The sequence below is a fragment of the Streptomyces sp. YJ-C3 genome (assembly GCF_053891275.1).
The window spans coordinates 5427582-5441548 of record NZ_CM132685.1 but is presented as its reverse complement, the minus strand read 5'-3'; the positions used below and the strand labels follow the sequence as shown (position 1 = coordinate 5441548).

General features: G+C 72.3%; 14 protein-coding genes and 1 pseudogene. 6 read left to right on the top strand and 9 right to left on the bottom strand.

From position 1 onward, the window contains the following. Nucleotides 1-84 precede the first annotated feature (84 nt). The 5 genes from ACVHNB_RS24325 (at nt 85) to ACVHNB_RS24305 (ending at nt 5869) form a co-directional block, all read left to right on the top strand. Entirely contained in the window at nt 85-660 is a 576-nt protein-coding gene (locus ACVHNB_RS24325) for a helix-turn-helix transcriptional regulator (RefSeq protein WP_428956559.1), read from the top strand. Next, the gene (locus ACVHNB_RS24320) at nt 657-2420 is read left to right on the top strand and encodes a sulfatase (RefSeq protein ID WP_456225871.1); all 1764 of its coding nucleotides are present in this window, start codon (nt 657-659) and stop codon (nt 2418-2420) included. The genes ACVHNB_RS24325 and ACVHNB_RS24320 overlap by 4 nt, the downstream gene beginning before the upstream one ends. Nucleotides 2421-2523: 103 nt before the next feature. Further along, nucleotides 2524-3867, top strand: a complete 1344-nt coding sequence (locus tag ACVHNB_RS24315; protein WP_456225870.1) for an MFS transporter — start codon at nt 2524-2526, stop codon at nt 3865-3867. 23 nt (nt 3868-3890) lie between these two features. Then, a complete protein-coding gene (locus ACVHNB_RS24310; RefSeq protein ID WP_428956562.1) occupies nt 3891-4535 on the top strand; it encodes an alpha-ketoglutarate-dependent dioxygenase AlkB family protein in 645 nt (214 codons plus the stop codon). Nucleotides 4536-4615: 80 nt separating this feature from the next. Continuing rightward, nucleotides 4616-5869, top strand: a complete 1254-nt coding sequence (locus ACVHNB_RS24305) for an ROK family protein (protein WP_456225869.1) — start codon at nt 4616-4618, stop codon at nt 5867-5869. 7 nt (nt 5870-5876) lie between these two features. Here ACVHNB_RS24305 and ACVHNB_RS24300 read toward each other — a convergent pair whose 3' ends face one another. From ACVHNB_RS24300 to ACVHNB_RS24285, 4 genes are all read right to left on the bottom strand, one after another. Further along, nucleotides 5877-7058 carry an MFS transporter gene (locus tag ACVHNB_RS24300; protein ID WP_456225868.1) on the bottom strand — a complete coding sequence of 394 codons (1182 nt, stop codon included), beginning with the start codon at nt 7056-7058 and terminating at the stop codon, nt 5877-5879. A 122-nt stretch (nt 7059-7180) separates the two neighbouring features. Further along, the gene (locus ACVHNB_RS24295) at nt 7181-7777 is read right to left on the bottom strand and encodes a TetR/AcrR family transcriptional regulator (protein WP_428956565.1); all 597 of its coding nucleotides are present in this window, start codon (nt 7775-7777) and stop codon (nt 7181-7183) included. A 27-nt stretch (nt 7778-7804) separates the two neighbouring features. Then, complete coding sequence (locus ACVHNB_RS24290) at nt 7805-8377, bottom strand: DUF1097 domain-containing protein (protein WP_428956566.1); 573 nt, start codon at nt 8375-8377, stop codon at nt 7805-7807. A 50-nt stretch (nt 8378-8427) separates the two neighbouring features. Next, nucleotides 8428-9678, bottom strand: coding sequence for an amidohydrolase family protein (locus tag ACVHNB_RS24285; RefSeq protein ID WP_456225867.1), 1251 nt, complete (start codon nt 9676-9678; stop codon nt 8428-8430). A 146-nt stretch (nt 9679-9824) separates the two neighbouring features. On the opposite strand from ACVHNB_RS24285, the gene ACVHNB_RS24280 reads away from it, so the two are divergent. Further along, nucleotides 9825-10934 (top strand): acetamidase/formamidase family protein, encoded by a 1110-nt coding sequence (locus ACVHNB_RS24280; RefSeq protein ID WP_428956568.1) that lies wholly within the window; start codon nt 9825-9827, stop codon nt 10932-10934. A 4-nt stretch (nt 10935-10938) separates the two neighbouring features. Here ACVHNB_RS24280 and ACVHNB_RS24275 read toward each other — a convergent pair whose 3' ends face one another. From ACVHNB_RS24275 to ACVHNB_RS24255, 5 genes and pseudogenes are all read right to left on the bottom strand, one after another. Continuing rightward, a complete protein-coding gene (locus ACVHNB_RS24275) occupies nt 10939-11229 on the bottom strand; it encodes a hypothetical protein (RefSeq protein ID WP_456225866.1) in 291 nt (96 codons plus the stop codon). 148 nt (nt 11230-11377) lie between these two features. Beyond that, nucleotides 11378-12292 carry a phosphotriesterase family protein gene (locus tag ACVHNB_RS24270; RefSeq protein WP_456225865.1) on the bottom strand — a complete coding sequence of 305 codons (915 nt, stop codon included), beginning with the start codon at nt 12290-12292 and terminating at the stop codon, nt 11378-11380. Further along, nucleotides 12286-12869, bottom strand: a pseudogene (locus tag ACVHNB_RS24265) (DUF4865 family protein). Before ACVHNB_RS24265 ends, ACVHNB_RS24270 begins: the two are co-directional and overlap by 7 nt. 14 nt (nt 12870-12883) lie before the next feature. After that, nucleotides 12884-13285, bottom strand: coding sequence for a (R)-mandelonitrile lyase (locus ACVHNB_RS24260; RefSeq protein ID WP_428956572.1), 402 nt, complete (start codon nt 13283-13285; stop codon nt 12884-12886). Nucleotides 13286-13295: 10 nt separating this feature from the next. Further along, nucleotides 13296-13925: a TetR/AcrR family transcriptional regulator gene (locus tag ACVHNB_RS24255; protein WP_456225864.1), complete on the bottom strand. Its 630-nt coding sequence runs from the start codon at nt 13923-13925 to the stop codon at nt 13296-13298. Nucleotides 13926-13967: the final 42 nt, after the last annotated feature.

The following is a 13967-nucleotide window of genomic DNA, read 5'->3' as shown; positions in this document are numbered from 1 at the left end:
TGCCGGAACCGTTGACGCCCCGCGCCTCCTCCCTATATGAATCTCTGCACATAGGTGAAGGTGCACATAGAGAGTTGTGGCGTCATGAGGTTTGAGCACGTGCTGCTCGCGCTGCTGTCGTACCGCCCGCGCAGCGGCTACGACCTGCGCAAATGGGTCGAGACGGAGGGCCAGTTCGTCCGTTCGCGGGCCCATCACAGCCAGATCTACCGGCTGCTCGCGCGGATGGTCGCCGACGGATGGGTGACGTACGAGGTGGACCCGCGCGAGGGACGGCCCGACGCGAAGGTCTACCGGCTCACCCCGCAGGGCCGCGACGTGCTCCTGGAGTGGGTGCACTCCCCGTACGACCCGCCCAGCCGCTTCCAGGACGTCGACTTCATGGCCCGGTTCCAGTTCGCCGCGTCCCTCGACACCGCGGCCGCGATCCGTCTCGTGGAGACCGAACTCGCCTACCGCCGGGCCCAGATCGCCCAGAACCGCCACCGCGACCGCACGATGCGCTTCGAGGACGCGCTGCCCGAACTGGACCAGGAGTTCGCCCAGCGCGTCAGCGACGAGATGCACACCTACGGCACCGCGTCCGTGGACCGCTGGGTGGAGTGGCTGGAGCGGATGCTGCGCCTCCTCGAAGACCGCCGGAAAGGGACCTCCGCATGAAGGCCATCATGGTCATGTTCGACAGCCTCAACCGGCGCATGCTGCCGCCGTACGGAAGCGACTGGACCCACGCCCCGAACTTCGCCCGCCTCGCCGAGCGCACCGTCACCTACGACAACGCGTACGCCGGATCGATGCCCTGCATGCCCGCGCGGCGCGAACTGCACACCGGGCGCCACAACTTCCTGCACCGCAGCTGGGGGCCGCTCGAACCGTTCGACGACTCCATGCCCGAACTCCTCAAGCAGCACGGCGTCCACACCCACCTCGTCAGCGACCACCCGCACTACTGGGAGGACGGCGGCGCCACCTACCACGGCCGCTACAACACCTGGGAGTTCTTCCGCGGGCAGGAGGGCGACCCGTGGAAGGGGCAGGTCGCCGACCCCGAGATACCCGAGGACCTCAAGAAGGTGCGCTTCGGGGCCTACCGGCAGGACTGGGTGAACCGGCCGTACATGGCGACCGAGGACCGGCACCCGCAGACCCTCACCTTCGACGCGGGCCTGGAGTTCGTGCGCACGAACGCCGACGCCGACCAGTGGTTCGTCCAGATCGAGACGTTCGACCCGCACGAGCCGTTCTTCAGCCACCAGAGGTACAAGGACCTCTACCCGCACGCCTACGACGGGCCGCACTTCGACTGGCCCGACTACAAGCGGGTCGTCGAGACGGACGGTCAAGTCGCGCACGCCCGCTACGAGTACGGGGCGCTGCTGTCCATGTGCGACCACTCGCTCGGCCGGGTCCTCGACACGATGGACGAACTCGGCCTGTGGGACGACACCCTGCTCATCGTCAACACCGACCACGGGCTCCTGCTCGGCGAGAAGGGCTGGTGGGGCAAGAGCGTCCAGCCCTGGTTCAACGAACTGGTCCATCTCCCGCTGTTCGTCTGGGACCCCCGGCACGGCACCGCCGGGGAGCGCCGCTCGTCCCTCGTGCAGACCATCGACATCGCGCCGACGCTGCTCGACTACTTCGCGGTCGACACCCCGCCGGACACGCAGGGCGCGCCCCTGCCGGTCGCCGACGACACGCCCGCGCGCGAGGCGGCCCTGTTCGGCATCCACGGCGGGCACGTCAACGTCACCGACGGGCGGTACGTGTACATGCGCGCCCCCGCCGACGCCGCCAACTCCCCGCTCGAAGAACACACGTTGATGCCCACCCACATGCGCGGCCGGTTCACCCCCGCCGAACTCGCGGACCTCGAACTCGCGGAACCGTTCGGCTTCACCAAGGGCGTCCGCACCCTGCGCATGCCGGGCCGCTCCTTCTTCAACCCATACGCGCACGGCACCCTGCTCTTCGACCTGAGCGCCGACCCCGAGCAGCGCAGCCCGCTCACCGACGACGCCGTCGAGCTGCGCATGGCGGGCCTGCTGGTCGAGCTGATGCGGGCGAACGAGGCGCCGCCGAGCCAGTACGAGCGGCTCGGGCTGCCCGCCGAGGGCCCCGTCACCGAGGAGCATCTGCTCGTCGGCGCCCAGCGTGAACAGGCCGCGCGCACCGCGCAGCCGCTGCCCCGCGCCGAGGACTACCCCGAGGGCCGCTACTCGCTGCGCACCCCGATGGCGGTGCTCGTCTCCGACCCCGTCGCCGTCGAGATCCTCCGCCGCCACCTGCCCGGCGTCGTCGACTCCGAACTGCTCCAGATCCTCGGCCCGACGCCCCTGCTCGACGTCGCGGCCATGTCCGGCGGGCTCGTCCCGCCGCCCGACCTCCGCCGGGTCGCCGAGGAGCTCGCCGAGCTCTGAGCGGCCCCTGAGGAAGAAAGCCGGTGACGGGGCGGCCACCCCGTCACCGGCGCAAGCACCGTCCCCGTCCCCGACGTCTCACACGCAGAAAAGAGGTGGCGCGATGCCCGAGCTTATCGAGGGTCCCGCCCGCACGACGAAGGAGTCCCCGGGAGCAGAAGCGCCCGGGCGCCGGCGGCAGCTGTCGCTGCTCGGCGGCACCCTGCTCGTCGACAGCACCGAGGCCAGCCTGGTCAGCGGTCTGTTCCCGCTGATCCGCCAGTCGCTCGGCGTCTCGCTGGGCGCACTGGGCACCCTCACCGCCGCGAGCAAGGTCGTCGGCGTGGTCGCCGGACCGTTGTGGGTGATGGCGGCACAGCGGTACTCCCGCAAGTCCGTGCTCGTCGTCGCCACCGGACTGTGGGGTGTCTGGGGCATCGCCGCGGGCTTCGCGCAGAACTTCGGCCAGCTCCTCGTCCTGTACACGATCCTCGCCGCCGGGTACGCCGCCGCCCATCCGCTCATCAACGAGATCATCGGCGACCTGTTCGGCGGTGCCACGCGCGGGCGCGCCGTCGGCTTCGTGTACGGGGCCGTGGCCCTGGCCGCGGCGGTGATCGCCCCGCTCACCGGGCAGCTCGCCCGCGTCGACGACGGCTGGCGCTGGGGCCTGTGGGGCATCGGTGCCTTCAACGTGCTGCTCGGTCTCGCCCTGTGGCGATGGCTGCGCGAACCGGCACACGGCGCGGCCGAGACCCAGCTCGCCGGCCTCGACGCCGACGCACGCGCCCACCCGCGGCTCACCTGGAGGCGTGCCGCGGCTCTGCTGCGGATTCCCAGCTTCGCCCTGCTGCTCGTCTCCCGTCTGATGTCCGGGCACCTGCTGATCACCACGTTCGGCATCGTGTACCTCGTCGACGTGTACGGGTTCCGCACCCAGACGGCGGCCGTGGTCCTGCTGCCCCAGGGCATCGGCTATTTCGCGGGCACCGTCCTCGGCGGCTGGGCGGCCGACCGCGCGGTGCGCCGCAGCCCCCGCCGCGGACTGACCGCGGTCCTGCAAGGCGCCCAGTTCGCCTTCGCGCTCTTCGCGTTCCTCGGCACGCAGCTCGACTACGGATCGATCGGCCCGTACGCCCTGTTCTTCGGTCTGATGGGCCTCGCGCAGGGCGTGAACCCGCCGGTGAACCGGCCCATGGTGATGGCCGTCGTGCTGCCGGAACTCCGCGCGGCCGCCTTCGCGATCTACATCAACGTCTTCGAGGCGATCGCATGGGCGGCGTTCGGCCTCGGCGCCGGGTTCCTCGGTGACCGCTTCGGACTGCAGCCGGTGTTCCTGTGGGTCCTCGTCGTCCTCATGACGGCCAACGGCCTCCTCCTGACCGCGCTGTACCGCACGTACGCCAAGGATGTCGGCCGCGTCCAACGCGCGTTGGACCTGCGGCGCGAGGGCGCGGTGCACGGCTGACGCGCAGGGCGCAGGATGGGGGCATGAGCGGACTGTTCCCACGTGAGCGGGCGGAGGTCGCCCCCGGTGCCGTCCACGTCCCGGACTGGCTCGACCCCGCCCGCCAGCGCGCGCTGGTCGCGTCGTGCCGGACCTGGGCGCGGCCGCCCGCGGGGCTGCGCGAGGTGCGGCTGCCCGGGGGCGGGCACATGACGGTGCGGCAGTTCGGACTCGGCTGGCACTGGTTCCCGTACGGGTACGCGCGGACCGCCGTCGACGGGGACGGACAGCCGGTGAAGGGGATGCCGCCGGAACTGGCCGCGCTCGGCCGGCAGGCGGTGAGCGCCGCGTACGGGGACGGGGCGCCGCAGGACACGTACGACATCGCGCTGATCAACTACTACGACGCCGGCGCCCACATGGGCCTGCACAAGGACCGGGACGAGCGATCGGCGGCGCCCGTGGTGTCGCTCAGCCTCGGCGACACCTGCGTCTTCCGGTTCGGGAACACCGAGACCCGGACCAAGCCCTACACGGACGTCGAGCTGCACAGCGGGGACCTCTTCGTGTTCGGCGGGCCGTCCCGGTTCGCGTTCCACGGGGTGCCGCGAACCCTGCGCGGGACCGCCCCGCCGGACCTGGGCCTCGAGGGACGGCTCAACATCACCCTGCGGGTCAGCGGTCTGTGACCGGTGGCGGCGCTCACCGGCCGGGCGCGCGGCGTTCACCGGATACCATTCCTGACCGTGATCACGGCGAGGAGTTGCTGATGGGCGGCAGGGCGGCCTCCGGGAACGGGAGCCACACGGCGGGCGACGGTGCCGCGCGGCCACCGCGCCTGGAGCGGGGCCGCAGCGCGCTCGGTCCGGCGCTCGAACTCGTCCACACCGGGCGGGCGCCGACCCGCGCCGTCCTCACCGCCGAACTCGGCGTGACCCGGGCCACGGCCGGCGCCGTCGCGGCCGAGCTCGAGGCGCTCGGGCTGATCCGGATCGACGCCCGGCCGAGCGCGGCGGCCGGTTCGCAGGGCCGGCCCTCGCACCGCCTGTCCGTCGCCGAGGACGGACCGGTGGCCCTGGCCGCGCAGGTGCACGCCGACGGCTACCGCGCGGCCCTCGTCGGACTCGGCGGCCGGATCGTCGCCACCACCCCCGGGTGCGAGATCATCGACCCCGACCCGGCGGACGTGCTGCGCTCCGTCGTGGAGGCGGGCGTCCGGCTGCTGGAGACCACCGGGCGGCGCTGTGTCGGCGCCGGGCTCGCCGTGCCGTCCGCCGTGGCGGAGCCCGAGGGCACCGCCCTCAACCCGCTGCACCTGGCCTGGCCCGCCGGATCCCGGGTGCGCGAGATCTTCGCCGACTGTGTGCGCGAGGCGGCCCTGGGAACCCCGGCGTTCGCCGCGAACGACGTGAACCTCGCCGCGCTCGCCGAGCACCGGCACGGCGCGGGGCGCGGCGCCCGCGACCTGCTGTGCGTGGCCACCGGGCATCGCGGCGTCGGCGGCGCCCTGGTTCTCGACGGCCGTCTGCACACGGGCAGTTCGGGGCTCGCCCTGGAGGTCGGGCACCTCACGGTGAATCCCGAGGGCCGGCCCTGTCACTGCGGCAGCCGCGGCTGCCTGGACGTGGAGGCCGACCCGCTGGCCTTCCTCACCGCGGCGGGCCGCACCCCGGACCCGGACGGCTCGCTCCTGGAGCAGGCCCGCGGGCTGGTGCGCGACGCCCCGGACGACCTCGGTGTCCGTACGGCCGTCGAGACGCTCGTCGACCGGCTCGGGCTCGGCCTCGCGGGCCTGGTCAACATCCTCAACCCCGACCGCATCATCCTCGGTGGACTGCACCGCACCCTGCTGGACGCCGACCCGGAGCGGCTGCGCGCGGTGGTGGCCGACCGCAGTCTGTGGGGACGTAGCGGCGGCGTCCCCATCCTGGCGTGCACGCTCGACCACAACAGCCTGGTCGGGGCCGCCGAGCTGGCCTGGCAGCCGGTGCTCGACGACCCCTTGGGCGCGCTCGCCCGGTGACCCGCGATCAGACGCGCGCGGTGACCGGCTCCTGCGGGACGGTGACGGCGCGCTTCTTCCGCTCCGTCAGATCCGGGACCAGGGAGGCGATCCCGACGAGGGCGAGCGCCAGGCCGAGCCAGAGCGGCGCCCGCAGCCCGTACGCGTCGATGGCCACACCGCCGACCGAGGTCGCCACGACGATGCCGAGCGTGATGAACGAGGCGTGCACGGAGTTCACCAGGGCGCCCGCGTTGGCCCTGCGCTGCACCCGCACCACCATCGCCGGATTCATGGTGACGCCCACCAGCCCGATGCCCAGCATGCACAGCACAGCCGCGGCACTCAGCTGGGCGAACAGCGCGAAGGCCAGCAGGAAAAGAGAGTTGAGGGCAAGACCGACGAGCAGCACGGTCAGCGTGTGCCGGTCCGCGAACCGCCCGACGACCATGTTGCCGACCACGGTCGCCGCCCCGTACGCCACGAGCAGCAGCGGCACGGTACCCGCGCCGAACCCGGAGATGCCGGTGAGGATCGGGTTGAGGTAGCTGAACGCGGCGAACGTCGCGCCGATCACCAAGGTGCTGGTGGACAGCGTCAGCCACAGCCGCGCCGATCTGAACACCCCGAACTCGGCGCGGAGTTGTCCCGAACCGTCGGCGCCCGGCAGGTCGGGCACGCCGATCAGCGTCGCCGCCGCGGCGAGCAGCGCCAGCGCCGAGACGCCCCAGAACGCGGCCCGCCAGCCGAGCCGTTCGCCGACGTACGTGGCCAGGGGCAGCCCGAGCAGCGTGCCCAGCATCAGCCCGTTGAGCGCCACGGACACGGCGCGGCCCCGGACCTCGGGGCGGGTCAGCTGCGCGCACAGGGCGAGGGCCACTCCGAAGAAGGCCTGCGAGGCGACACCGGTCACGACGCGCGCGGCCAGCATCACGGGGTAGGTCGTCGCGGTCGCGGCCAGTACATTGCCGGCGAGGAAGACGGTGAACAGGATCAGCAGGGCCCGCTTCTGCGGGACTTTGAGCAGGGCCACGGTGAGGAACGGGCCGCCGAAGGCCATCGCCGCGGCGAACGCGGTGATGAGATAGCCGATCTGCGGGATGGTCGCGTCGAGACCGTCCGCCATCTGCGGCATCAGGCCCGCGACGACGAACTCACTGGTCACCATCGCGAAGATGCCGAATGCCAGGGCATAGACGGCACGGGGCATGGGTGCTCCTCCGGAGAACCTAGTTTTGGATAGGTCAGTACAAAATGTGGGCATGGCTGATTCGGGCAGGGCGTCATGTGGCGACGCCCGGTGGCCGGTGGTGTGCGGGGGCTGTGTGGGGGTCAGTGCGTGAGGGCGTCCAGGGCGATCCGCGCCGTGGACTCCAGGGCGGCGCGGTCGGCGCCGCCCTGACCGGAGACGCGCATCCCGCCGATCACGGCGTTGAGGAAGTGGGCGAGCTCGCCGGAGGAGCGCCGGGACGTGATGGTGCCGTCCCGCTGCCCGGCCGCGATCGCCCCCTCCATGGTGGCGAGCCGGACGGCCAGGTCCCGCTCCAGGAGCCGGTCCGTGTCCGGGTCGCGTCCGGCGAGCTCCACGGTCGTGTTCACCGTGAGGCAGCCGGGGCTGCGCCCGTCCCTGCGGTTTTCGATCTCGGTGTCGACGATCAGCGCGAACAGGTCGTGGATGCGGTCGAGCGGCGCCCGCTCCACGTTCTCCAGGACGGCCACCTGGACCGCGGTCATGTTCTCCATGTAGCGGGTCAGTGAGCGCGTGAAGAGCTCGTGCTTACTGGCGAACGTGTTGTAGATGCTGCTGCGGCCCAGGCCGGTGGCGGCGCACAGCTCCTGCGTGGAGGTGGCCTCGTAGCCGTGCTCCCAGAAGGCGTGCATCGCGGCGTCCAGGGCCCGCTCCTCGTCGAACGTCCTCGGTCGGGCCATGGGGGAACCGTACCGGTTTTGGAACGCTCAGTGCAATACCTCGGCCGGCTCCGCGGCCGGAGCCTCCCGGACCGCCGCCCGCCGCGCCGGAAACGTCAGCTTCGTCGACAGCCAGGCGTACACCGGGCCCAGCGCGTTCATCGCGACCACGCACACCCAGGCCGCCCACGCGTTGCCCGCGTCGAAGCCGAAGCCGCCGAAGAACGTCGCGAAGTACGAGGCGAAGCCGAGGAACATGCCCGGGATCAGGGAGAGGAGATTCAGTCGCCCCGCGTACATGAGGGCCGAGTTGATGACGAGGATGACCAGTGCCTGGAAGGCGTTGCGGGCGAACTGGCCGGTGCCGAAGGTGTCCCCGGCGTGCTGTTCCACCAGCACGATGGCCAGGGCGAACGTCGACCCGGCGGGCATCGCGCACCACAGCCGCTTCGCGTTCGCCGTGCTCGGGCCGCCCAGCAGGAAGGTCGCGGCCCAGCCGATGAAGATCGCCCAGGGCGGCAGATGGAGCGCGGTGCCGCCGATGAAGGCGGTGGTCGCGGCGAGGACGGACGCGACGATCTCGTGCGGAATCCGTTCGCGGAGTTCGGGCTGCGCGGACATGACGGATCAACTCCTGTGGCAGGCGGCGGTGAGGAGGGGGGGCGGGGCGATCAGGCGGGCAGCAGCTCGGTGGTGGTCCGGGTGCGGGCGACCACGCGGCCGGCCTTCACCACGTACGCGCGGGCCGGGCGCTCCAGGAGGACGTCGTCGAACCGTTCGGTGTCGAGCACGACGAGGTCGGCGGCGGCGCCGGGCCGCAGGCCGTACCGGTCGGCGATCCCCACCACGCGGGCCGCGCCGTGCGTCGCCATGTGGACCACCCGCGCCAGATCGTCGGAGCCCGACAGGTGCCCGGTCTGGGCGAGCAGCAGGCCGACCTCCAGGAGGTCCGCGGTGCCGTAGGGGGTGAACGCGTTGCGGATGTTGTTCGACGAGTACGCCGTGGTGACGCCCTGCTCCCACAGCTCGCGGACCGGCGCCACGCCCCGGCGCACCGCGTACTCGTCGCGCCGTCCGCCCAGGTGCAGGTCCGTCGCGGGAAGCGGTACGACGGCGACCCCCGAGGCGGCCAACTCCTTCATCAGGAGCTCCCGTTCGTCCTTCGGGAGCCCGCCCAGGGCCGTCATGTGGCCGAGCGTCACGCGGCCCGACCAGCCGGCGCGCACCGTCGCCCGGGCGATGTACGCGGCCATGGCCTGGCGCGGGTCGCTCGCGTCGTCGGCGAAGTCGGCGTGGATGTCGACGGGGGCGTCGAACTCGGCGGCGAGGTCGAACACCTGGTCCACATGGCGTCGGCAGTCGTCCGCGTCGTCCTCGTTGTAGGCGCAGCCCCCGACCACGTCGGCGCCCCGCCGCATCGCCTCACGCAGCAGATCGAGGGTGCCGGGCGCCCGCAGAATGCCCTCCTGCGGGAACGCGACGATCTGCAGATCGACCAACGCCCGGTACTTCTCCCGCAGTTCGAGCAGTACGTCGACGCCGAGCAGGCCCACGATCGGGTCGACGTCGGGGTGGGCGCGGATCAGGGTCGTGCCGTGCGTGACGGCCCACTCGATCACCCGGCTCGAGCGGTCGCGCACATCGGCGTACGTGAAGCCCTTCTTCAGTTCGCCGGTGACGGAGATCGCCCCGTCCAGACTGCCGTCCGGATTCGGCCGCAGATCGTCCAGCAGGGCCTTGTCCAGGTGGAGATGGGATTCGATGAGCCCGGGCAGCACCACCCGGCCCGCGCAGTCGATCTCCTCGCGGGCGGTGCCGGGCAGGTGCGCGGCCAGGCCGGTGACGATCCCGTCGGTGACGGCGATGTCCACCGGGTCGGGCGACCGCTCGGGGCGGGCGTTGCGCAGCATGAGGTCTGTCATCGGTGGCTTCGGTCCTCTCGGAGCGTCGCGGCGCGTGGACAGAATCCTGTATACGGACGACATGTTTCGGCCGAAGTCCCGTACGGCGCGGCGCGATCCACCGGATGTAACGAGCGGGAAACCCGGCTGTGCGACCGTCGGCTGCCATGATCACTCTGCAGCCGGGACAGGGCCCCGTGGACGGCGACCACTATCTGCCCGCCGAGGCCGACGCCGTGCACTGGGGGCTCTTGCCGAACGCGGCGAGCAAGCCCCGGCTCACCGTGGACCCGGGAGCACGCGTCACCCTCGACACGATCAGCCACGAAGGCATCCTCGGCGACCAGGGCCGGGACCCGGCGACGTTCTTCGCCGCGTCCGGCATCCCTGGTGACGCGCTGCTCCGCGACGCCGTCGACCTGGCGGCGGGCTCCCGCCCGCACGACCCCCAGGTCCACGGCCCGCACGTCGTCACCGGCCCGATCGCCGTCCGCGGGGCCCGCCCCGGCGACGTCCTGGAGGTCGAGGTCCTCACCCTGCGCCGCCGCGCGCCCTACGGCGTCATCAGCAACCGGCACGCCAAGGGCGCCCTGCCGGGGGAGTACCCGCAGCCCCCGGCAGGCCATCCGGACGGAGCGCCGGTCCCGCCGGTCAGCCTCGTCGCGACCGTCGGCGCCGACGGAACCGGCCGCCTGCCGGTCGGCGACGGCCGCGAACTCGCCTTCCCGCTCCGCCCGTTCCTCGGCATCATGGGCGTCGCGCCGGACACCACGGAGCCGGTGCACTCGGTGCCGCCCGGCCGCCACGGAGGCAATCTCGACATCCGGCTGCTGGGCACGGGTGCCCGCCTGTACCTGCCGGTGCAGGTGCCCGACGCGCTCTTCTACGCGGGCGACCCGCACTTCGGCCAGGGCGACGGCGAGGTCGCGCTCACCGCGTTCGAGGCGCCGCTGCGCGCGACGCTCCGCCTGACCCTGCACCGCGACCCGGCGTCCCGCGCACTGTCGGCCGCACTGCGCGCCCCGTACGCCGAGACCGCCGACGAGCACCTCGTCATCGGCCTCGACCGCGACCTCGACGAGGCCATGCGGCACGCGGTCCGTGACGCCCTCGCCTTCCTCGACCACCACTGCGGCATCCCGGGCCCGGTGGCCCTGGCCTATCTCAGCGCGGCGGGCGACTTCCACGTGTCGCAGGTCGTCGACATCGTCAAGGGCGTCCACGGGCGGCTGCGCAAGGCGGACCTGGAGCCGCTCCGGATCCGCCGGATCGGCTGAACCCCTACTCGGACCAGTCGAGTTGCGCTTCCGGGACACCCGAGCGGCGGGCCTGGGCGCGGGCCCGCTCGCGTCCGGCCGTGTCGCCGCGCCGGTAGCGGCACACCTGGCCGGCCAGGACGACGTACACCTCGGTGTCGCTGTGGAAGTCCGCGTACCAGCCGCCGTCCGGCGACAGGCACTCCGAGAGGGCGCCGGCCAGCGCCGGGCCGTGCCGCTCCTCGGCCTCGAAATCGAGCAGCGTCCAGTCGGCGGGCTGCCCGTGACCGGCGCCGACGCCGGTCACCCGACGCACCCGGACGAGAGTCAGTGGTATACCACTCAACTCGGTTTCTTTACGCAGGCTTTCAGCGACCAGCACACCTGAGAGCACGCCGTACCCTTCTCGCCCGCCCGGGCACCCGCCCGGACGCTCGCCCGGACCTTCATCCACCAGGATGCCGTCAGGCCCACTCCACCGCGAACGCCTCGGCGGGATTGTCCACGAACACCCGCGTCACCGCCTCCTTGCCCAGGGCCTCCTCCAGCCGTGGCCGCACCCGGCGCAGCAGATACGGCATACCGGGCCCGCCGCTCACCGACCGCGCCCCGGCCGTCGTCGTGTCGCCGCCGAGCAGCAGCCGGTCCGTGAACCCGGCCCCGGCGAGCGCGGCCATCGCGTCCGGCATCCGCCAGTCCGTCACGTGGTTCGCCCGGGAGGGCCCGTCGAAGGCGAGGTACGCCCCCGAGCGTGCGGCCTCCCGCTGCGTCACGAAGTCGGGCGAGCGGTTCAGATGCCCGAGGATCACCCGGCGCGCCGGCACCTCCAACTCCCCGCACAACAGGTCCAGTACATCGAGCGCGCCCGTGCCCAGCTCATGGTGCACGGCGATCGGCGCCCCGGTCGCGTGGTGCGCCTCGGCGGCGGCCCGCATCGTCCATCGCGCATGCGCGTCCAGCGCGTGGAACCCGCCGGCGACCTTGATCAGACCCGCTCGGACACCGCTGCCCGCGATGCCTTCGGTGAGGTCGCGCACGAACACCTCGGCGAGATCCTCGGCGCGATCCGCCAGCAACTGCGGTGCGTAGTGCGCCGCTTGATGCATGCCGGTCGCGGCCACGATCCGTACCCCGGTCGCCGCCGCGAGGGCGGGCAGCTCCGCGGCCCGCCGCCCGAGCCCGTACGGCGTCCACTGCACGACGGTGCCGCCGCCGACGGCCGCGAACGCCTCCAGTTCCCGCTGGGCGAGGCCGACGTCGTCCAGCTCCTGGCCCGGCAGCAGCGGGCTGTGGAAGAAGAGGTGGTCATGAGCGTCCACGACGCCCAACTCACGTGGACGTATGTCGCCTTGGACCGTGCGGACGACCTCGTTCACCACTGCCTCCCTCGTTGCAGTTGCTCCCGTTCGGGCTGCGACACGTGCAGTACCTGATAGATGTCCCCGGGCGTCTTGGGTGGGGTGTCGTCCCAGACGGAGAAGGTCAACAGCTCCCAGGTGCGCGGGTCGACAGCGGCCGCAGCGAACAACACCCCGTCCGTCGAGGCGAGTCGAGCCACGTCCTGTACGGACTCCGCCGTCAGCTCGGGGAGTTCGGCACCCGCCTCCACCGGCATGCGCCGTCGCACCGCGGTCCGTGCGGCCCCCGCGGCCGTGGCACCCTCCTCGTACGCGACGCCCGCCCAGTGCTGGACCACGGGCCGGCCGAAGTCGGCCACCAGGCCCTGGAAGGCGGGGCCCCACAGGAACGTGTTCTTCCCTCCGGTGTGCGCCACAGGTACAGCGGCGCGTACGCGTTCACCGGAGAGCTGTCGACGCCCTTCTCGCGCATCAGGTACGCCTTGACGCCGAGCCCCGCGAACGTGTCCGTGAAGGCGTGCCGCGTCGCCACCCGCTCCCGGATGATCCCCATGTCGTAGTCGGCCGGGAACGTCACTTCGTACTGCATCGCGTGCATCGTCGTGCCTTTCCTCAGCGCGCCGGGTAGGCCTCGTCGTCGCCGACGTGTTCGCCCCAGCAGGTGGTGGTCCCGTCCGGCGCCGCCTCGACGGCCGCCAGGTGCGTCATGAAGGTCCGTGGTCCCGCGCCGTGCCAGTGCCACTCGTCCGGCTCGATCCAGACGGTGTCGCCGGCCCGGATCACCTCGACGTCGCCGCCCTCGCGCTGCACCCGGCCCTCGCCCTCCAGGACGTGCAGGACCTGGCCGTGCGGATGGGTGTGCCACGCCGTGTGCGCGCCCGGGGCGAAGTGGACGTTGAACATCCGCAGCCGGGAGGGGAGTTCGGGCGCCGCGACCTCGTCGAGCCAGACCGCGCCGGTGAAGTTCTCGGCCGGGCCCTGCCGGGTGTCGGGGCGGGTGCGCGTGATCTGCACGTTCGTGTCCTCAGTCGGTCGAAGGGGCGGAGGCGGAAGAGGGGGAGGAGAGGGAGGAGGAGGGGGAGGGGGAGGGGGCGAGGAGCGCGAGCAGGCCGCGCGCGCCGGCGTCGAAGGTGCCCGTGTCGCCCGAGGCGCGGGCCAGGACGTAACCGCCCTGCACGGTCGCCACGATCGCCGACGCGATGTCGTGCGGCACGAGGTGCGGGGCGAACTCGCCGCTGTCGACGCCCTCTTGGACCACCTCGGCGAGCCGGGTCCTGACGTGGGCGATGGTCTCGTCGACGGGCGCGCGCAGCTCCTCGCTGGCGATCACGTCCGGGTCCATCGTCAGACGGCCGACCGGGCAGCCCCGCATGACGTCACGCTCGCGCAGCAGATACGCCTCGACCCGCTCGTACGCCGACCCGCCGGTGCCGAGCAGCCGGTCGACCACGGCCCGCATCTCCTCGCCGGTGCGCCGGATCGCGGCCAGTGCCAGATCCTGCTTGCCGGTGAAGTGGTGGTACATGCTGCCCTGGCCGACGCCCGCGCGCTGCAGGATCGCCTTCGGGCTGGTGCCGACGTAACCGCGCTCCCACAGGAGCTCGCGGGTCGTCTCGATCAGTCGCTCCTGAGTGCTCATGAGCTCACCGTACATACTAGTAGTTACAGAAGGCAAGAGGGGCCGGGAGCAGGGCCG